General features: G+C 36.6%; 19 protein-coding genes. 5 read left to right on the top strand and 14 right to left on the bottom strand.

Annotated features, from left to right (window positions below; translation table 11 throughout):
* Positions 1-385: 385 nt before the first annotated feature.
* A complete protein-coding gene (locus tag LIV57_RS02965; RefSeq protein WP_227941352.1) occupies positions 386-1,081 on the bottom strand; it encodes an NUDIX hydrolase in 696 nt (231 codons plus the stop codon).
* 123 nt (positions 1,082-1,204) lie between these two features.
* Between LIV57_RS02965 and LIV57_RS02960 the strand changes: the two genes are divergently transcribed.
* Positions 1,205-1,846 (top strand): DUF1579 domain-containing protein, encoded by a 642-nt coding sequence (locus tag LIV57_RS02960; protein WP_227941351.1) that lies wholly within the window; start codon positions 1,205-1,207, stop codon positions 1,844-1,846.
* Between the two features lie 55 nt (positions 1,847-1,901).
* On the opposite strand, the gene lepA is transcribed toward LIV57_RS02960, so the two are convergent.
* The 5 genes from lepA to LIV57_RS02935 all read right to left on the bottom strand — a co-directional run bounded on the left by lepA (position 1,902) and on the right by LIV57_RS02935 (position 6,595).
* The gene (gene lepA / locus LIV57_RS02955; protein WP_062672783.1) at positions 1,902-3,698 is read right to left on the bottom strand and encodes a translation elongation factor 4; all 1,797 of its coding nucleotides are present in this window, start codon (positions 3,696-3,698) and stop codon (positions 1,902-1,904) included.
* Positions 3,699-3,829: 131 nt separating this feature from the next.
* Positions 3,830-4,867, bottom strand: coding sequence for a hypothetical protein (locus LIV57_RS02950; protein ID WP_227941350.1), 1,038 nt, complete (start codon positions 4,865-4,867; stop codon positions 3,830-3,832).
* A gap of 97 nt (positions 4,868-4,964) precedes the next feature.
* Positions 4,965-5,477 carry a hypothetical protein gene (locus LIV57_RS02945; protein ID WP_137904559.1) on the bottom strand — a complete coding sequence of 171 codons (513 nt, stop codon included), beginning with the start codon at positions 5,475-5,477 and terminating at the stop codon, positions 4,965-4,967.
* 6 nt (positions 5,478-5,483) lie between these two features.
* Entirely contained in the window at positions 5,484-6,026 is a 543-nt protein-coding gene (locus LIV57_RS02940; RefSeq protein ID WP_227941349.1) for a hypothetical protein, read from the bottom strand.
* 17 nt (positions 6,027-6,043) lie between these two features.
* Positions 6,044-6,595, bottom strand: a complete 552-nt coding sequence (locus LIV57_RS02935) for an RNA polymerase sigma factor (protein WP_110008945.1) — start codon at positions 6,593-6,595, stop codon at positions 6,044-6,046.
* Positions 6,596-6,776: 181 nt separating this feature from the next.
* On the opposite strand from LIV57_RS02935, the gene LIV57_RS02930 reads away from it, so the two are divergent.
* From LIV57_RS02930 to LIV57_RS02915, 4 genes are all read left to right on the top strand, one after another.
* Entirely contained in the window at positions 6,777-7,526 is a 750-nt protein-coding gene (locus LIV57_RS02930; RefSeq protein WP_227941348.1) for a Rossmann-like and DUF2520 domain-containing protein, read from the top strand.
* Positions 7,516-8,034, top strand: a complete 519-nt coding sequence (locus LIV57_RS02925) for a KdsC family phosphatase (protein ID WP_227941347.1) — start codon at positions 7,516-7,518, stop codon at positions 8,032-8,034. Before LIV57_RS02930 ends, LIV57_RS02925 begins: the two co-directional genes overlap by 11 nt.
* Before the next feature lie 8 nt (positions 8,035-8,042).
* Positions 8,043-8,606, top strand: coding sequence for a Maf family protein (locus LIV57_RS02920; RefSeq protein WP_227941346.1), 564 nt, complete (start codon positions 8,043-8,045; stop codon positions 8,604-8,606).
* A 148-nt stretch (positions 8,607-8,754) separates the two neighbouring features.
* Positions 8,755-11,310: a tetratricopeptide repeat protein gene (locus LIV57_RS02915; RefSeq protein WP_227941345.1), complete on the top strand. Its 2,556-nt coding sequence runs from the start codon at positions 8,755-8,757 to the stop codon at positions 11,308-11,310.
* Between the two features lie 16 nt (positions 11,311-11,326).
* Here LIV57_RS02915 and tsaB read toward each other — a convergent pair whose 3' ends face one another.
* The 8 genes from tsaB to rpiB form a co-directional block, all read right to left on the bottom strand.
* Positions 11,327-12,007 carry a tRNA (adenosine(37)-N6)-threonylcarbamoyltransferase complex dimerization subunit type 1 TsaB gene (tsaB, locus tag LIV57_RS02910; protein WP_227941344.1) on the bottom strand — a complete coding sequence of 227 codons (681 nt, stop codon included), beginning with the start codon at positions 12,005-12,007 and terminating at the stop codon, positions 11,327-11,329.
* Between the two features lie 81 nt (positions 12,008-12,088).
* A complete protein-coding gene (locus tag LIV57_RS02905) occupies positions 12,089-12,838 on the bottom strand; it encodes an SDR family NAD(P)-dependent oxidoreductase (protein ID WP_227941343.1) in 750 nt (249 codons plus the stop codon).
* A gap of 80 nt (positions 12,839-12,918) precedes the next feature.
* On the bottom strand, positions 12,919-13,290 hold the full coding sequence (locus tag LIV57_RS02900) for a YraN family protein (RefSeq protein ID WP_227941342.1): 372 nt from the start codon (positions 13,288-13,290) through the stop codon (positions 12,919-12,921).
* A gap of 42 nt (positions 13,291-13,332) precedes the next feature.
* On the bottom strand, positions 13,333-14,262 hold the full coding sequence (locus LIV57_RS02895; protein WP_227941341.1) for an LD-carboxypeptidase: 930 nt from the start codon (positions 14,260-14,262) through the stop codon (positions 13,333-13,335).
* The gene (locus LIV57_RS02890) at positions 14,259-14,945 is read right to left on the bottom strand and encodes a LysE family translocator (protein WP_202842164.1); all 687 of its coding nucleotides are present in this window, start codon (positions 14,943-14,945) and stop codon (positions 14,259-14,261) included. Before LIV57_RS02890 ends, LIV57_RS02895 begins: the two co-directional genes overlap by 4 nt.
* 241 nt (positions 14,946-15,186) lie before the next feature.
* Positions 15,187-15,453, bottom strand: a complete 267-nt coding sequence (locus tag LIV57_RS02885) for a hypothetical protein (protein WP_227941340.1) — start codon at positions 15,451-15,453, stop codon at positions 15,187-15,189.
* A gap of 245 nt (positions 15,454-15,698) precedes the next feature.
* A complete protein-coding gene (rnr, locus tag LIV57_RS02880) occupies positions 15,699-17,852 on the bottom strand; it encodes a ribonuclease R (RefSeq protein WP_227941339.1) in 2,154 nt (717 codons plus the stop codon).
* A 340-nt stretch (positions 17,853-18,192) separates the two neighbouring features.
* The gene (rpiB, locus tag LIV57_RS02875) at positions 18,193-18,627 is read right to left on the bottom strand and encodes a ribose 5-phosphate isomerase B (protein WP_227941338.1); all 435 of its coding nucleotides are present in this window, start codon (positions 18,625-18,627) and stop codon (positions 18,193-18,195) included.
* Between the last annotated feature and the right edge of the window lie 45 nt (positions 18,628-18,672).

Here is an 18,672-nt window from a genome sequence, read left to right as displayed (position 1 = left end):
ACGCTAATAAATATAATCAATTGATTTCCAGTGATAAAAATTTAATTTTAACAAACACGAATAACACAAATTTTAATCACTAATTACACAAATTTGATAGGTTTCAGCTAAAGCTGGTGGGATTAGATCTTAAAAATTGTTATTACAGCAATGTTATTCTGAACACAGACTGAAGGTCTGCGAACGTAGTTCAACAGTGTAGTGAACAATCTAACCAGTTACGAGATTCTTCCTACGTCAGAATGACAGAAGGCCTATAATACAATCTGGAGTCAGATATTTCCTATTGAATGTCTTAATACCGTATAATGCGCATTCCGAAAATGCCTGTAAATATTAATGAATATTTGTGCAAAACATTTGTGAAATTTGTGTTCAAAACAAACTATTTGATTTCAAAATAAAAGCCCTGCTCTTCCAGCTCTTTATATTTTTCTTTATTGAAAGTAAAAAGTTTCCCCGGTCTGCCGCTACCCTCTTTTTTAACGTTATTGGTTTCGTTCAGAAGTCCGTAGCTCATGATTTTCTTGCGGAAGTTTCTTCTGTCAATTTCCTGTCCGACAATTGTTTTATAAAGGTTTTCAAGGTCTGAAAAAGGGAATTCTTCATTGAGAAGATTGAAGCCGATCGGCTGGTATTGAATTTTGGTACGAAGTCTTTTTAGAGCAGTCTCAATGATTGTTTTGTGATCAAAGGCTAGTGAAGGAAGCTTATTAATGCTGAACCATTGTGCATCTTCCGCATCCGAATCGGCAAACAGTTCATGATAAGAAGGATTTACAAGCCCCAGATAAGCCACAGAAACCACTCTGTTTCTCGGATCACGGCCCAGATTACCAAAAGTATACAGTTGTTCCAAAAAATCGGGCTTTATACCGGCTTCTTCATACAATTCTCTTTTTACCGCATCATCTACACTTTCATCATCAAGAACAAGCCCTCCCGGAAGTGCCCAGCCTCCTTTAAAAGGTTCAATATTTCTTTTAATCAGAAGGATCTGAAGATCTTTTTTATCAAAATATCCGAAAATAACGGCATCTACAGCCACTTTTATATCCTGTAATTTTTTTGGAGACTCCATAAATTTATTTGCGTTACGAATACACAAAATTACAATTTATGGTTGTATTAAAAAATAATTTCCTTTATAATAAAAGTTCTTATCTTTAATTTATCTTTCTAACCATCTTAAAACTAAATCATTATGAAAAATTTATTAACAATTCTTTCTGCCGCTTTCTTGTTAATAGCTTGCGAGAAAGGAAAAACGACAGCTGCCACTGGTTCTGATAAAACAGATTCAGCTTCTACATCTGAATGGAAACCTGTAGATTCCGCAACCGCAATGAAAGACTGGATGGCGTACTCAACTCCGGGAGAAATGCAGAAAATGCTTGCAAAATCTGATGGAACCTGGACTGGTGAAACGACAATGTGGATGGAAAACGGAGCAAAACCTATGATGAGTAAATCTGAGGCGACCAATAAAATGATGTTTGGCGGACGTTATCAGATCACTAATCATAAAGGTGACTTTATGGGGATGCCTTTTGAAGGAATGAGTATTGTAGGATATGATAACGCAAAGAAAAAGTTTGTCAGTACATGGGTAGACAATATGGGAACAGGAATTATGCATAGCGAAGGCGACTGGAACCCTTCCACAAAATCAGTTGAATTCAAAGGGAAAATGACGGATCCTTCAAGACCTGGAAAAGATTGTAATTTCAGGGAAGTATTCACCTTTGTGGATGATAATACTCAAAAGCTTGAAATGTACGGCCCTGATTCCAAGACCGGAAAGGAATATAAAACCATGGAAATAAAATACACGCGCAAAAAATAATCCATAAAAAAACCGCTTCTGATGAAGCGGTTTTTACTTTATAATAGATTAATAATTAATCATTTAACTTTAATACAGCCATGAACGCTGATTGCGGTACTTCTACTCTACCAATCTGTTTCATTTTCTTCTTACCTTCTTTCTGCTTTTCCAATAGCTTACGTTTTCTGGAAATATCTCCTCCGTAACATTTTGCGGTAACGTCTTTTCTTAAGGCTTTAATCGTTTCTCTTGCGATTACTTTCGTACCTAATGCAGCCTGAACAGCAATATCAAACTGTTGTCTCGGGATCAGCTCACGAAGCTTTTCACACATCCTTTTACCGATGTAATAAGCATTAGAATCGTGGATCAAAGAAGATAATGCATCTACCATGTCACCATTGATCAGGATATCCATTTTTACAAGCTTGGAAGCTCTGAATCCGATGGGGTGATAATCAAATGAAGCATATCCTTTAGAGATAGATTTTAATCTGTCATAGAAGTCGAATACCACCTCAGCAAGAGGCATATTGAAAATTAACTCTACTCTTTCTGATGTCAGATAACTCTGGTTAACGATTTCTCCTCTTTTTTCGATACATAAAGTCATTACTGCTCCTACGAAGTCGGATTTTGTAATGATAGACGCCTTGATGAATGGTTCTTCTACTCTGTCCATCGTTGAAGGATCCATCATTTCAGACGGGTTGTTGATCAAAATCGGAACTTCAGGCTCTTTTTTAGTATATCCAAAATAAGAAACGTTCGGTACCGTAGTGATGACATTCATATTAAACTCTCTGTCAAGACGTTCCTGAACAATTTCCATGTGTAGCATTCCTAAAAATCCACAACGGAAACCAAAACCAAGGGCGGCAGAACTTTCCGGCTCGAAAACCAGAGAAGCATCATTCAGTCTTAATTTTTCAAGAGAGAATCTTAATTCTTCAAAATCTTCAGAATCAATTGGGTAGATCCCGGCAAATACCATTGGTTTTACTTCCTCAAATCCATCAATCGGAGCATCTGCAGGTTTTTCAAATGAAGTGATGGTGTCTCCTACTTTTACCTCACGGGCATCTTTAATACCCGATACAAGATATCCTACATCTCCGCAATGGATTGTTTTCTTCGGAACCTGCTTCAGTTTTAAGGTACCTACCTCATCAGCTCCATATTCCTTTCCTGTAGCAAAGAATTTGATCTTTTCATTTTTAGTAATGCTTCCGTTCACTACTTTAAAATAAGCTTCAATACCTCTGAACGGGTTGTATACAGAGTCAAAGATCAAAGCCTGCAGTGGACCGTCAGGATCTCCTACCGGTGCAGGAATTCTTTCAACAATCTGCTCTAAAAGGTTATGAACACCTTCTCCCGTTTTACCGGAAACTCTCAATACATCTTCATATTCGCATCCGATAAGGTTCATGATCTCATCGGTTACTTCTTCCGGGTTCGCAGACGGAAGGTCAATTTTATTCAGAATCGGAATGATCGTTAAATCATTTTCCAACGCAAGATACAGGTTGCTGATGGTTTGTGCCTGAATACTCTGTGCAGCATCTACAATAAGAAGAGCTCCTTCACAGGCAGCAATAGAACGGGATACTTCATAAGAAAAGTCAACGTGTCCCGGTGTATCGATAAGGTTTAAAATATATTTTTCTCCTTTATACTCATAATCCATCTGGATGGCGTGTGACTTAATGGTAATCCCACGTTCTTTCTCCAGATCCATATCATCCAGTGTCTGAGACTGTAATTCTCTTTGGGTAACGGTATTCGTGTACTCCAATAGACGGTCTGCCAGGGTACTTTTACCATGGTCGATATGAGCGATTATGCAAAAATTTCGTATGTTTTTCATTTAAGAATCTTGTAATTTGCAAAGATAAAAAAAAGCGAGAGATTATTGTCTTTCATTATCTTATTGTATAAAATTATTTAATTTCCGATTGAAAACCCTTGTTTTTTTATTCCATCCTTCCGGAAATATTCCTATTTTTCAAAAACATATCCTCCGGTTAAAGAATCCAGATAGACATTGGATTCCATAGTAGATCTGAAACCGACACCATGAACAGCTCCTGCATTAGTACCGGATGAAGAATCTATGGCAGCTCCTATTAATGCTCCTACCAGCCCTCCCGCAACTGCTCCAACAAATAATCCTCCGGTTTGGGCGGCCGCAAAAAGATTGGTTCTGGAAGAATAAATATAAAATCCTCTGGAATCCTTCTTTATTTCATCCATCCCTACCGGTGTTGTTTTATAAGCTTTTCCGTTTTCAACATAGCAATACATATTGGAAAAGGATGTTTCCTGACCATTATAATTCAACTGAACTACATTTCCTTTTTTATTTTTCTTAACAGAATAATCCAAATTCGGTTCCTGATTATGAAACGCCTGAAAAGTGGTATAGACTCCATCTTTAAGGACAGCATTATTAAATGCCTTATACCCTTTATGTAAAAACTCTTCATACCTGTTTATCTCGTTTTCAGGAATATAATACCCCTGGGTAATATTCGGATAATAAGAAGCTTTGATAAACTGAGTAAATACCTCAGAAATATGATCTGCCAGATATTTAGAAGAATGTACAGTTATTTTCGGATTGGAAACGATCACATTATTATATCTTCCTATAAAATAATATTTATCATTTCTTTTGATAAAGCTTGACAGTTTAATTCTGGCTTTCGCATAAGGGAATGTACGGTTATTGTCCTGCTCTTCATAGACTTTAAGGTCTTCCAGCATCAGAACAATATCATTATTTCCCACTGTTTTATTATCTTCATTGAATTTATTTTCGATAAAGCCTTTAAGGTCAATATTTGCAAATTTCAGCTCAACAAGATCTTTTTTGTCTGAAATGCTACCTATATTTTTATCTGATCTGTTATCAATAAAAGTGAGTGATTTTGTAAGTCCCTTTTTGTCTTTTAGATTATCATTAAGCTTAATTATTTCAGTCTTCTGAGCCGGCCATAAAGATGAAAGTAAAAAAAAGAAAAATAATTTTTTCATCTTGCTAATTTTCGGCAAAAATAGGAATTTACAACAAAATTAAACGGCTCTCACAGAAATATCTGTAAGAGCCGTCCAACATTAAAAAAATAAACTATTATGGGTTCTGTTTAGGTCCCGAAGCATTGTTATGGTTTCCGTGAGGTCTTCTTTCGTCCATTTTATCCTTCATCATTTTCTCGGATTGAAACAGCTTCAAAACTTTCTGGCAGGGAATTACCTGCTGCATTTTATCTGCGTATTTCTTTCTGTTATCCAATAACTTCTGTCCCAATTCAAAACTTTGCTGCAATTTTGCTTTAGCCTCGTCATCCGTTAAGGATTCAGGATCAAAGTTCGAATTAAACTGACTTTTTATCTGCCTCTGGCTATCCAGATATTCGTTATACAATTGTGTAAATTCGGCTTTATCATCCGGATCAACATTAAGATTATCCATGATCATATTGTCCCTGAATTTCTTCAGGAGTTCTTTTCTCTCTTCCGGAGAAAGATTATTGATGACTTCTTTCCTTTGTTTAGGATCCATCTTTTTCCAATCATAATCCGTTCTTTGGGCATTCAATCCAAAGCCATAAATAATCAAAAACGTCAATAATATCTTTTTCATTTTCTTTTAATTATAAATATCCAAATAAACGTCCTGAGTCGAATTACTTGCTAACTCTGCAATTTCAGAATTAGAAAACGAGTCCAGATATTCATTCATTCGTGTTTCTTCTTTTTTCTTTACAGTTTTCACCGGTTCAGGGGTCTCTGCAGTTTTTTTGGTTTCGTTTACACTTTTAGAAGCGTAGACATTGTTATTTTTTTGATTGTCAACTGTTTGATCATTATTTTCAACAGAAGTTAAATCAGATTTTAAAGTTTCATAAGCCAGCTCGCTTTCTGTTTTCGGCGCTCCGTCATTGGCGGCATAAGCTGTTTTAGAGTTCAGCATCTGTTCAGGGGAATCATTATCTGAATTCAAAACATAAGTTGCTCCAAAAATCAAAGCCAGCGATGCTGCTGCAGCATACATCCAGTTCAGCTTAAAGACAGGTGCTTTTTTACTTGCCTTTATATCATTCATAACGTTATCCTGAATATTCTGAAACAAATTATCAGGAACTGTGTAAATGTTTTTACGCTCTAATTTTTCTATGTCGAACTCTTTCATCTTTGTTGGGTCAAAAATTATTTTTCGTAATTTTCTTTAATATACTCTTCTATTTTCTGTTTGGCATAATGATAATTTGTTTTCAAAGTGCCTACCGACATATCCACAATTTTTGATATTTCTTCGTAGGGCAAATCATCATAATACCGCATCATAAATACCAGTTTCTGCTTTTCGGGCAGGCTCTGTATAGCGTTCTGCAGTAAAATCTGTATTTCTTCAGCATCTCCTTCTGTATTATCTGCGACGAGATTCTGCATATGATACTCCGGATCCTCATCCGTTTTCTGCATTTTTTTCATTTTGTTGACCTGCTGTAGCGCTTCGTTGGTAGCGATTCTGTACAACCAGGTATACAACTGGCTATCATTTTTAAACTGATGAAAATTCTGATATGCTTTAATAAAAGTTTCCTGCAGAGTATCCTGTGCAAGATCTCCGTCCACAATAATTCTTCGTATGTGCCAGTACAATCTGCTTTGATAGGCATCCATCAAGGCACGAACCCCTTTATCCTGGGTTCGTGGATTTTGCATCAACGAAATAATTTCCGCGTCCTTAATCTTCATAAGATGCCTTCATTGTTTTGGATTACAAAAATAGCTGAAAGTTAAATTAAAAATTCAATTTTCATTTTAAATATTAAAAATAATATGAGACACTTACGCAATAAACGTGCCTATATTGAAGTACAGGATTTCTGAAGTGTTCTTCCTTTCCCGGCTCAGCTTAAAATCTTATATTTGTTATATGCAAATTGTAATCATCGGTTCCGGAAATGTTGCCTATCATATGGCAAAAGCTTTCACGTTGAAAAGCATTCCTGTGGCGCAGCTATTTGGGAGGAACGAAAAAGAATTAAGTAAAATCTCTGAAGAATTAAATATTTCTTATTCCACAGATCATCTGGAAGAAGCAGATCTTTATATTCTTTGTGTAAGCGATCATTCTGTGGAAGAAGTCTCAAAAATTATTGCAAAAAAAGATTGTCTGGTGGCCCATACCTCAGGATCTCTTCCAAAAGAAGTTCTGGCTGGTGAGTATAGAAAATCCAGTTTCTACCCTTTACAGACTTTTTCAAAATCCAAGGAACTTGACTATGAAAAAATTCCGTTTTTCGTAGAAGCCGAAAATGAAGAGGATCAAAAGATACTGTTCGATCTTGCTTCAAAAATTTCAGAAAGGGTAATGAAAAGCAGCTACGAGAAAAGAAAATATATTCACCTGACAGCTGTTTTTGCCTGCAATTTTGTGAATCACCTTTTTTCAAGGGCTAAAGAAATTTCAGATTCTCAGGAAATTCCGTTTGATTATTTCTTGCCGCTGATTGATGAAACGGTTCAGAAAATTCATGAAATTGAACCTAAAATGGCACAAACGGGCCCCGCAGTAAGAAATGATGTAAGAATTTTACAGCTGCATGAACAGTTATTAAAAGACGAAAGTCTTGAAATTTATAAAACAATGAATCATTCTATTCAGGAAATGTATGAGCTATAAAGAGAAATTAAAAGATATTAAGGCATTTGTATTTGATGTTGACGGAGTTTTCACAGACGGAAGCGTTTATCTGCTTCCCGGAGGAAATATGTGCAGGGTAATGAATGTCCTGGACGGTTATGCAGTAGTAAAAGCTTTAAAAAACAATTATTTAATTGGGGTTATTACGGGAGGAAATGATGAAATGGTAAAGCACAGAATCAATTATCTGGGTATTAAGGACTACTATCCGAAGTCTCACAATAAAATAGATGATTTCGAAGACTTTAAGAGGAAATACAATCTTAAGAACGAAGAAATACTAACCATGGGTGATGATCTTCCGGATATTCATATTATGGAAAATTCAGCTATTGCGGCATGTCCTGAAAATGCAGTACCTGAAGTAAAAGGAATTTCCGATTATATTTCTCCGAAAAAAGGTGGAACCGGTGCGGTTCGTGATGTCATTGAACAGGTAATGAAAGTTCAGGGGAACTGGCATGACGATAATACTCAATCTGTATAAGTATCTGTATGAAATTACTTTTAGCATCACAATCCCCAAGAAGAAAAGAGCTTCTTTCCAGCCTTGGTTTTGAATTTGAAGTCGTAAAAATAGACTGTGAAGAAATTATTCCGGAAAATATCAAAATACAGAAAGCTGCCGCTTATCTTTCTGACTTAAAAGCAGATGCTTTCAGACGTCTGGAGGAAGATGAAGTACTTCTGACTGCCGATACGGTAGTTGCTATCGACAATCAGATCCTTGGTAAACCTAAAGATGAAGCGGATGCCTTTAAAATGCTTCAAAACCTTTCAGGAAGAACGCATCAGGTGTATACGGGAATTACCATCAAAACCGCCAGAAAATCGATCACTGAAACCGATGTGGCTGATGTTACTCTGGACAAGCTTTCGGATGAAGAAATAAACTATTATATTCAGAACTATAAGCCTTTCGACAAAGCCGGAAGTTATGGTGTCCAGGAATGGCTGGGAATGGCAAAGATCACAAGTCTTACCGGAAGTTATTATACCATTATGGGGCTTCCTACCCATCTTGTTTATAAAATCCTGAAAGAATCTTCTCTGATTTAAAAGATTATCAGGTTCAAAACTCCCATTAAAGAAGAAATAAAATATTTCCACCAGAAATATAAATATTATTCATTATAAAATTTTATTATTTTTACAAAATCATCAAACTGCTGATAATAAAAAGCAGATTAGCGAGTTATATTGAATAATGAAAAAGAATATATTATTCCTTTTAGTCATATGTCTTGTTGCTTCCTGTGCTACCAAAACAAAAAAGCCGGAGCAGCGTTCAAGAGTATTGAAAGGATTTTCCACATATTACAACACTCTCTTTAATGCAAAAGATGCGTTAAACAGTGAGTTTACAGCCAGAGATAAAGGGCATAAAGACAATTTCTATGCTCCCTATATTCCTATTCTGACTTACGAAGAACAGCCTTTGGGCAGTGATCTAGGGCAGACTGAAGCTTTTGCAGAAAACTCTATGAAGATGGCAGAAGTAGCCAACAGACCTTCAGGAAGAGGCAATTCAGGAATTCCGAATATTCCCGGCGGACCTCAGGGAAACGGTCCTTCAAGACCTGACGGAGAAGAGAATAAAGGAGCCACTACTCTGGAAATTGCAGAAGCTAAAGCTTTAAAAGCAATTAATAAATATTCTGTAACCAGAAATGGTGAAGAGAAAAACAAGCAGATTTTTGATGCCTACATGATCCTTGCGCAGGCAAGAATTTACCGTGGTAAATCTCTGGAGGCCCTGGATGCTCTCAATTATGTCTTCACCCGTATGAAAGATGATAAGAGAATTGCACTTGCAAGGATTTATCAGGGTCTTGCTTATGATCAGATCAAAGATTATCACAGAGCGCATGAAACATTTGCGAAACTGAAAAGTGAAGATATCAGTAAAAGCTATGCGAAACTGCTTAGCATTTACTATTCTGAATCTTTGCTTGATGCCGGGAAGAAAGAAGAGGCCGCCAAAGAACTTGATAATGCTTTTGAACTGAACAGCAACAGAAAACTGAAAAGCAGAATCGCTTATCTGAGAGGCCAGGTTCTGGAAAATCTGAATCAGAATGATAAAGCAAGAGAAAGCTATGCTGCAGCGTATAAATATGCCAGCGATTTTGAATTTGAAGTAAAATCTCAGGTTGCCATCGCCAAAACTTTTAACGGTAAAGGTGATTATGCAGGAGCAAAAAATTACCTGGAAGGAATCAGTAGAAAAGGGATGTATGGTTCCAGAAAGAACGAATTTTATTATGCCTTAGGATTAATGGCCAATAAAGCAGGCAAAAAGGATGAAGCTCAGCAATTCTTCAGAAAATCGCTGTTTGAAAAGGTTTCTGATCCTCAGATTCGTGGATTGGCTTACTATGAAATAGGAAAAAGCTATCTTGATAAGAATGATTATATCGGAGCTGGAAGTTATTATGATTCTGCACTTGCTGTAATGACTTATGAGCCTTCAAAAATACTGTTAAAAGACCAGTCTGAATACATTAAAAAGATTTCCAAAAACTACTATCTGATCAAAAAGAATGACAGTATTCTTTCTCTGGCAAAAATGAATGATGCTCAGAAAACAGACTACTTCACAAAATATATTGCCAAATTAAAGATTAAAGAAGAGAAAGAGGAACAGGAAAGAAGACGTGCGGAAAGAAGTAAAGGTTTTGATACCGGAGATTACAGTGCCAATTCTATTTTTGCCAATAGCGGCAATTCTTTTGAAGACTTTGGAGTCACTACAAAAGGTTTTTATTTCAGCAATTCAGGAACGGTAAGCAAAGGAACCTCTTCATTTAAGCAGATCTGGGGAGACCGTGCCCTGGCTGATAACTGGCGTTCTTCCAAGAAAATGGCGTCTATTGAAGATATGAAAAATGAAGCGTTGGGAGTAACCTCAGCGCCTAATCCAAGACGTTTTGAGCCTGCGTACTATATTGAACAGATTCCTACGGATCAGGGGAAATTATCTCAGTTAAAAAAGGACAGAGATACCGCTTCATTAGGTCTGGGAATTATGTATCAGAATTATTTTACCAATACTCCACTGGCCACGAAAACGCTTTATGATCTTGTTGATGTAAAGCCGGAAGAAAAAGTGATGTTACAGGCATTGTATGAGATTTTTGCCATGAATTATGAGAAAAATCCACAAGCTTCTGAAAGAGCAAAACAAATTCTCCTGGCAGATTATCCATATACTTCTTATGCAGAATTTGCAAGAAACCCTAAGAATAAATCATTTGTAAAATCAACCGAAGAAGTTGAAAACGAATATAAGAAGGCATATGCGCTATTTGAATCAGAAAAATTTGTGGAAAGTAAAGATATTATAGATCAGACGATTCAGAAGTTTCCGAAAGATGCTCTGGTTCCTAAATTATATCTTTTGAATGCTTTCAATGCAGGAAAATCAAGTGGAAAGGAAGTTATGATTCTGCAGCTTGAACAGATTGCCCTGAATTATTCCAAGACACCTGAAGGCATACGAGCCAAAGAAATGCTGAATTACCTGAAAAGTGATTTGAGCTTCCAGGCAACGGATAATAAAGGAAATTCTATTCCTCAGCAGCCGTCAGGAGCACCAATACAGCCTAGCAGCCAGAATACGGGAGTTCCACAAATGAACAGCGGAAAAGTACAGAAGCTGGATACGATGCAGAACATTAATACGAATACTGCTCCACAGCAAAGTCCTAAACAACCAAACGAAACAAAATCGGGTTCAAAGATCCCGCCAAGGCCTCAATAAAATAAAAAAGCGAAGATTATTCTTCGCTTTTCTTTTTCTTTACTCCGTGAAAGTCCTTCAGATAAAAAGGCTCGAAATAAGCCATATCTTCAAATTCTTTATTTTCTATTTTTTCCAGCGTCTTTCTGATCAGATATTGGGAAGACGGATAAACGTTTTCATTAAAAACTGCATCCGGAAGATCCAGAATCTCTTTTGCTTTTTTAGCGCCATCCCCTATAAACAATACTTTTTTATCTTTAAATTCTTCAAAAGATTTTTCATCCAGAATCTTGGCTTCAGTCCCGGATAATTCTTTTCCTGTTTTGCCGTCATAAACGGCCGTATAAACCTCCATTCTCCTTGCATCGATCAAAGGGATAACAAAGTCATAGTTACCGCCTAAAAAAGGCTCTATCATGCTTTCAAGAGAATTCACTGCTACCAGAGGCACTCTGAGTCCATAACAAAACCCTTTTGCAGAGGCTGCTCCGATTCGTAGGCCGGTATAAGATCCGGGGCCTTTTCCTAAAGAAACAGCTTCGATATCTTTAAGCGTAATCCCCGCTCCTTCCAATGCCCATTCTACGTAAGTGTGAAGGCTTTCAGACTGTTTATAGTTTTCAGAAACTTCTTCACAAAGGCACAATAACTTCTCATTGTCTGATATGGCTACTGAACAGTTTTTCGATGATGTTTCCAGATATAGAATTTTCATTTTTTTATTTTAAGCTAAACAGCAAAATTGCAAAAGCAAAATCGCATTTAATTTTGTGCAAATTTACTCCATTATTTTGGACTATTTTCTATAAATCGTTCTTGGCTCAGCCTGAGCACTCGGATAGATAGTCATATCTGAAATAGTAACGTGTTTCGGAGCATTTACACAGTAAGCAATGGCATCAGCAATATCTTCCGCTTTCAGGGCATCATAGCCTGCATACACCGTTGAAGCCTTTTCACTGTCGCCTTTGAACCTTACCAGAGAGAAGTCGGTTTCTACAGCTCCCGGCTGGATATTGGTTACTTTGATTCCAAATTCGGTAAGCTCCAGTCTCATTCCTTCCGAAATAACGTCTACTGCTTTCTTTGTTGCACAGTACACTACTCCATTCGCATAAGTTTGTCTTGCTGCTACAGAACTGATGTTCACAACATGACCTAAATTTTTAGTTTTCATCGCCGGAATAATCATTTTGGAAACATACAGTAATCCTTTCACATTTCCGTCAATCATAGAATCCCAGTCATCCGTCTTACCAGCAGAGAGAGGATCCAACCCATGAGCATTGCCAGCATTATTAATCAGAACATCAATATCTTTCCAGTTCTCAGGAAGGGAATTAATGGCCGCTTCCACTTCTTCAAGATTCCTTACATCAAATATTAAACTAAATATTTCGGTGTGTTGGGAAAGTTCTGTTTTTACAGATTCCAGCACCTCACTTCTCCTTCCACAAATAATAATTCTGTTTCCTTGCTTTGCAAGAAGTTCTGCAGTGGCTTTACCTATACCGGAAGTTGCACCGGTGATCAATATTGTCTTCATAAAATTGGTTGTTAAATGTCCGAATGCACTCCTCTATCAATGTCATGATTCTGTTACATTCAAACATTGTTGTATTGATATTAATTCGCATCAAAAGACTGAAAAGCATCTTTGATATGGTCAATTACTAAATTTTTATTTTCATCGGGAAGAACAGAAATAATGTCAAACCTGGCTTCCTGATCGTTATTACATTCCTCCAGATAATGATTAGCTGCAGAAACAATAGATTTTATCTTTGTTTTGGTTACAGCTTCCTGAGGAAGGATGAACGCATCGGTGGATCTTGCTTTCACTTCCACGATAATAATCAGATTATCTTTCTCAGCAATGATATCAATTTCGTTTTGCTTAAAACGAAAGTTTCTGGCCTTAATGGTATAGCCGTTTTTCTGAAGATAATCAGCAGCGAGATTCTCTGCTATTTTTCCAAAATCATTGTGATGAGCCATAGTGTATAGTTAAGAGTTTGGAGATAGGAGAGTAGTGGTGCCTTAAAAATCTATTTTTACATTAGCATCCACTTTCATTTTCACGTTGGCACCGATTAAAAGGGGCCTGTTGTCCTTAATATGTCCATTCGGGAAAGCAAATACTACTGGAAATTTATACTTTGAAATTCTGTCAGAAATAAGCTTATATACGAACTCATCAAAGCTATCTTCATAGCTTTGATTTTCCTTTTCATCACCCATATTGGTCATTCCGCCTACGATTAATCCTTTGATTTTATTGAAAACACCTGCCAGCTCCAGACTCATGATCATACGGTCCAGTGCATAGAAGTTTTCTCCGATATCTTCAATAAACAGAATCTTGTCTTTAAAGTCAAATGAATATCTGGTTCCAAGAAGGGCATAGATAAGGGCTAAATTCCCTCCAACCAGTTCTCCCTGAATATTCCCTTTTTTATTGAATGGGTGAGATTTAAGGCTGTATTTTGGCTTTTTCCCTTTCAGGATATCGAAAATAAGATCATAACTTTCATCAGTAACTCCAAAGCTGGATGTTTTGATGGTTTGTCCATGGATGGAAACAAAACCTTTTTTCACCAGATAACTTTGGATAACTGTATTATCGGAATATCCAATATACCATTTCGGGTTTTCTGAGAAATTTTTAAGCTTCAGATGCTGAATCAGATGCTGGCAACCGTAGCCTCCTCTGGAAGCCCATACAGCTTTTATTTCCTTATCGTTAAAAGCCCAGTTGATATCTTTTGCTCTTTCCTTTTCTGTTCCGGCATAATTATATCCGTTTGAAAATTTGGTGTAGAGATGTTCTCCGAGAACGGGTTCAAAACCTCTGCTTTTAATCATTTCTATTCCCTTTTCCAGTTGAGTGGCATCTACAGCTCCTGCAGGGGAAATAACAGCTATTTTGTCTCCTTTTTTAAGAGACTTTGGAAAGATCATTTTTTTCATTTTGCTTTTTGATATTTTACTTCTTTCTTTTCTGCTTCCTCCAGTTGTCTTTCAAACTGATTGAATTTTTTGAAACTCTGCAGGAAAATAAAGAAACTGAAGATAATGAGAATACAGCCAACAACTCTTCTGATCTGGTTGGCCAGTTTTTGTGTTAATTTATCATGAAACTGCTTGGCAAGAAATATCTTGGCAAGATCTATAGAAAGGTAAGTGGCCAGAACTATGCTTATGTATAAAACAAAACTGCTGGTGTCCGGATATTGATTCCTTACAGAAATTACCGTTACCAGCCAGAAAAGAATGACTCCCACATTGAGAAGGTTAAAGAAAAAACCATTGAAAAATGTCTTGATATAATTCTGTCCAATAATCCTTTCTTCGCCGGGCATATGCATTTTGGTTTTGGTAACCAGCATCACAATCCCGTAGACAAAAATAAGAATAGAAGTGATCCTGTAGAATCCCGGATGTTTATCTATTAACGTTACAATATCTGTACTGGCATAATAGGCTGCTACAATGCATAATAAATCTGCTGTAATGACGCCAAGATCCAGTGACAAGGCATGTCTGGGGCCTCTGGAAAAGCTGGTTTCAATAAGCAGGAAAAAAATAGGTCCTATGAAAACCAGGCTTAGCATAAATCCTAATATGACGGCAGATAGTACAAGTTCTAGCATTAAGTAGTGTTTTAAAATGAATAAAATTCATTTCGTTTAATACAAAGTTAGACTTTATGATTTAATTATTCAATAAAGTTGTGATATATCAATCGGATTTTAATAAGAGTTTAATCTTAAATTTTTGACGGAGCAGGGGAGGACTGTTTATTTTATTTTATCACAAAAAAATAAAAGGTCATTCCATTTGGAACAACCTCTTTTATATTACGGTTTTACTGAATGTGTTCAGCAATCTTTTTTATTTTTCCAAACAGTTTTCATTAAAAACAAATTCGAAATCTTTTCTGATTTTAAGACCAAAAATACCTCTTTCAAAGGTATAAATAATCTGATTCTTAAACAGCATTCTTTTATAATCAATCAAAAAACTCCTTGTCATATAAGAATATTCATAGGCGTTTCCACTCAAATAAACGTAAGTTGTTTTACCTTTCTGATGGCTGCGTACACTCCCAACCTCCGAAACCATACATCTGAAACAATATGTTTCTTTTGTAGGATTCATTCCTGTAATATAATTGATCAAAAAAAATGCATTGACTATCTGTGGAAATGTAACTGCAAAAAAGTATTTTTTTCCTTGTTTATCAATATTAATAATATTTCTTTTGATTAAAATATTACATATGAATACAAGGACGATTATAGCAAGGACAAAAAGATAAAAATTGATAACAGTGTTAAAAATTACTGTTATCAATAATATTACATTTAAAATACTAAATACAATGTATTTATCTATTCTCGTCATTACTTCACAATCTGGAAGTCAAGCTGCTTCTGAATCAGATTGGCTTTCACCACTTTAATCTGAACTTCATCTCCAAGCTGGTATTTATTTCCATGTCTTATTCCGTATACAGCATGGGTTTTCGCATCATACATATAGGAATCATCCACAAGATCTCTTAACTTGATCAAACCTTCGGCACCATTCTCAGGAATTTCAACCCAGAAACCAAACTCTGCCACTCCGGAAATCACTCCTCTGAATGTTTCTCCCAGATGTTTTTCCATGAATTTCACCTGCATGTACTTAATGGAATCTCTTTCCGCATCAGCTGCCAGTCTTTCCATAGCACTGCAGTGTTTTGCTTTTTCTTCAAGCTCACCTCTGTTTGGAGATTTTCCTCCGTCCAGATAATGCTGAAGAAGACGGTGTGCCAGCAAATCCGGATAACGACGGATAGGAGAGGTGAAGTGACTGTAATACTCAAAACCTAAACCATAGTGGCCGATTGGTTCCGTAGAGTATACCGCCTTACTCATACTTCTCATCGCAAGGGTTTCAATCATATTTTCTTCCCCTTTTCCTTTTACATCATGAAGAAGTTTATTCAAAGACGCAGCCACTTTTTTGGTATTGGCCAAATCCATTTTATATCCGAAAGTAGCAACGAAGTCTCTCAACGATTCCAGCTTTGCAGGATCCGGATCATCGTGTACCCTGTAAATAAATGTATTATTGGTGATCTCACCTTTTCTTGAAAGGGATACAAATTCTGATACTTTTTTATTGGCTAAAAGCATGAATTCCTCGATCAGGTGGTTGGAATCTTTACTGATTTTAAAGTAAACCCCAACCGGCTCATTATTTTCATCAAGATTGAATCTTACTTCACTTCTGTCAAAAGTAATGGCTCCTTTTCTGACACGTTCATGACGCATTATTTTGGCCAGCTTATCAAGTGTATTGATCTCTTCAGCCAGATCTCCCTGTCCGGTTTCGATACGCTCCTGCGCTTCCTCATAAGTAAATCTTCTGTCTGAGTGGATTACTGTTCTTCCGAACCACTGCTTTTGAATTTCAGCATTATCATTCAGTTCAAAAACTGCAGAAAAAGTATATTTATCTTCATGTGGACGAAGTGAACAGACATCATTACTCAATACTTCCGGCAGCATCGGCACAACCCTGTCAACAAGATATACCGAAGTGGCTCTCTGATAAGCTTCATCATCCAGAATAGTTCCCGGAACTACATAATGGGATACGTCTGCAATATGAACCCCGATTTCCCAGTTTCCGTTTTCCAGCTTTCTTATGGATAAAGCATCATCAAAATCCTTCGCATCCTTAGGGTCGATCGTAAACGTACAGATACTACGCATATCCCATCGTTTTGCAACTTCTTCATCTGTGATGCTTCTGTCGATTTTATCTGCGTCTACTTCTACTTCCGGTGGAAACTCATAAGGAAGACCATATTCTGCAAGAATAGAGTGGATTTCTGTTTCATGTTCTCCCGGAGCACCCAGCACCTGAATGATCTCTCCTTCCGGATTTTTGTCACCCGGCCTCCATTCTGTCATTTTTACAATGACCTTATCACCATCTTCAGCATTGTTGAACTTTCCTTTCGGAATAAAGATATCTGTGTTGATTGTTTTTTTATCACAAACCACAAATCCAAATTCCTTGTGGGTAACCTTCTGAAATGTTCCTACAAATTCCGTTCTGGTACGCTCCAAAACTTCCAGGACAGAGCCTTCCAGCTTCTTTCCTTTATAATGATAAGTTATAATAAGAACCTTATCTCCCTGCAGCGCATCCTTCACATTTTTGGAATGAACGAAGACATCATCTTCCAATCCTTCCACACTTACATAAGCATTTCCACTTTGGTTGAAATCAATAGTTCCGGTAAGCGTTCCTGCGATTTTCAGGTTCACGATATACTTTCCTTTTTCTACTTCTTTGATCTTTTCAGATCCCTGAAGTTTGTGCAGTGCCTGGATCACAAGTTCTCTTTGTCTTGGATTTTTGTAATCTATTCCGTCAGCGATCTGCTTATAATTATAAATTTTGGATGAATTTGCATTCATAAAACGGAGGATCATTCTTCCGATCTCCATCATTTTTAAATCATTTTTATGACTTATATATTTTCTTTTTTTTGGCATTTTAATTTTCTTTTAATTGTTTTGATCTTTCTCAACTAAGACCATTTTCTAAATCTTCCTTATTCGTTCCTTTTGTATAAGGTCATTCAATTTCATCATTAGAATCTTTTCGTAAATCATCAGAAATTATCTTTCAGTTTACTTACAACGGGAGCTTTAGTTTTGTATAAATTTAATACAATTCTGGAGAAGAAAAGAGAAAAACCTTCTATTAATATATTTCAAATATAAGAAAGGCTTTGGAGAAAAATAGAGTATAAATTTCTATCGGACACTGCAAATGTACGAATAAAAAATAAATAAGGCTTGCAAAGTGATTTACAAGCCTTATTTTATTTATTTAGCAAAATGCAATTTTGTCAACTCTGTTCTGGTGTCTTCCACCTTCGAAGTCTGTTGAAAGAAATTGATCTACAATTTCCAGCGCCAGTTCTTTAGCTATAAATCTTGCCGGCAGTGAAATCATATTGGAATCATTATGCTGTCTTGCCAGTGTTGCAATCTCCGGCATCCAGCACAAAGCACATCTTATTTTCTGGTGTTTGTTCGCAGTGATCTGAACTCCGTTTCCGCTTCCACAGATCAGGATTCCCAGCTCATTTTCTCCGTTTTCCACAGAGGTTGCAGCAGGGTGTACAAAGTCCGGATAATCCACACTGTTTGTGGAAAACGTTCCAAAATCCTGAACTTCAAACCTTTCTGAAAGGTAGTTCTTAACAATCTCCTTATATTCATAGCCGGCATGGTCCGCTGCGATCGCAATTTTTCTTTTCATAATACTCTTATTAAGCTTTATTAGATTCTATTTCCTTACAAAGGT

It is taken from the genome of Chryseobacterium sp. X308 (assembly GCF_020733145.1).
GTDB classification, from domain to species: domain Bacteria; phylum Bacteroidota; class Bacteroidia; order Flavobacteriales; family Weeksellaceae; genus Chryseobacterium; species Chryseobacterium cupriresistens.
The sequence above is the reverse complement of the archived record's forward strand: the minus strand, read 5'-3'. Positions and strand labels throughout refer to the sequence as shown.

Bases quoted from the DNA above. Each gene is read 5' to 3' on its own strand.
- LIV57_RS02950 (WP_227941350.1), bottom strand. From the start codon at position 4,867: ATGAAAAAATTATTTTTCTTTTTTTTACTTTCATCTTTATGGCCGGCT.
- LIV57_RS02900 (WP_227941342.1), bottom strand. From the start codon at position 13,290: ATGGCTCATCACAATGATTTTGGAAAAATAGCAGAGAATCTCGCTGCT.
- LIV57_RS02940 (WP_227941349.1), bottom strand. From the start codon at position 6,026: ATGAAAGAGTTCGACATAGAAAAATTAGAGCGTAAAAACATTTACACA.
- LIV57_RS02915 (WP_227941345.1), top strand. From the start codon at position 8,755: ATGAAAAAGAATATATTATTCCTTTTAGTCATATGTCTTGTTGCTTCC.
- LIV57_RS02885 (WP_227941340.1), bottom strand. From the start codon at position 15,453: ATGAATCCTACAAAAGAAACATATTGTTTCAGATGTATGGTTTCGGAG.
- LIV57_RS02960 (WP_227941351.1), top strand. From the start codon at position 1,205: ATGAAAAATTTATTAACAATTCTTTCTGCCGCTTTCTTGTTAATAGCT.
- LIV57_RS02965 (WP_227941352.1), bottom strand. From the start codon at position 1,081: ATGGAGTCTCCAAAAAAATTACAGGATATAAAAGTGGCTGTAGATGCC.
- LIV57_RS02945 (WP_137904559.1), bottom strand. From the start codon at position 5,477: ATGAAAAAGATATTATTGACGTTTTTGATTATTTATGGCTTTGGATTG.
- LIV57_RS02895 (WP_227941341.1), bottom strand. From the start codon at position 14,262: ATGAAAAAAATGATCTTTCCAAAGTCTCTTAAAAAAGGAGACAAAATA.
- lepA (WP_062672783.1), bottom strand. From the start codon at position 3,698: ATGAAAAACATACGAAATTTTTGCATAATCGCTCATATCGACCATGGT.
- LIV57_RS02925 (WP_227941347.1), top strand. From the start codon at position 7,516: ATGAGCTATAAAGAGAAATTAAAAGATATTAAGGCATTTGTATTTGAT.
- LIV57_RS02935 (WP_110008945.1), bottom strand. From the start codon at position 6,595: ATGAAGATTAAGGACGCGGAAATTATTTCGTTGATGCAAAATCCACGA.
- LIV57_RS02920 (WP_227941346.1), top strand. From the start codon at position 8,043: ATGAAATTACTTTTAGCATCACAATCCCCAAGAAGAAAAGAGCTTCTT.
- LIV57_RS02905 (WP_227941343.1), bottom strand. From the start codon at position 12,838: ATGAAGACAATATTGATCACCGGTGCAACTTCCGGTATAGGTAAAGCC.
- LIV57_RS02930 (WP_227941348.1), top strand. From the start codon at position 6,777: ATGCAAATTGTAATCATCGGTTCCGGAAATGTTGCCTATCATATGGCA.
- tsaB (WP_227941344.1), bottom strand. From the start codon at position 12,007: ATGAAAATTCTATATCTGGAAACATCATCGAAAAACTGTTCAGTAGCC.
- rpiB (WP_227941338.1), bottom strand. From the start codon at position 18,627: ATGAAAAGAAAAATTGCGATCGCAGCGGACCATGCCGGCTATGAATAT.
- rnr (WP_227941339.1), bottom strand. From the start codon at position 17,852: ATGCCAAAAAAAAGAAAATATATAAGTCATAAAAATGATTTAAAAATG.
- LIV57_RS02890 (WP_202842164.1), bottom strand. From the start codon at position 14,945: ATGCTAGAACTTGTACTATCTGCCGTCATATTAGGATTTATGCTAAGC.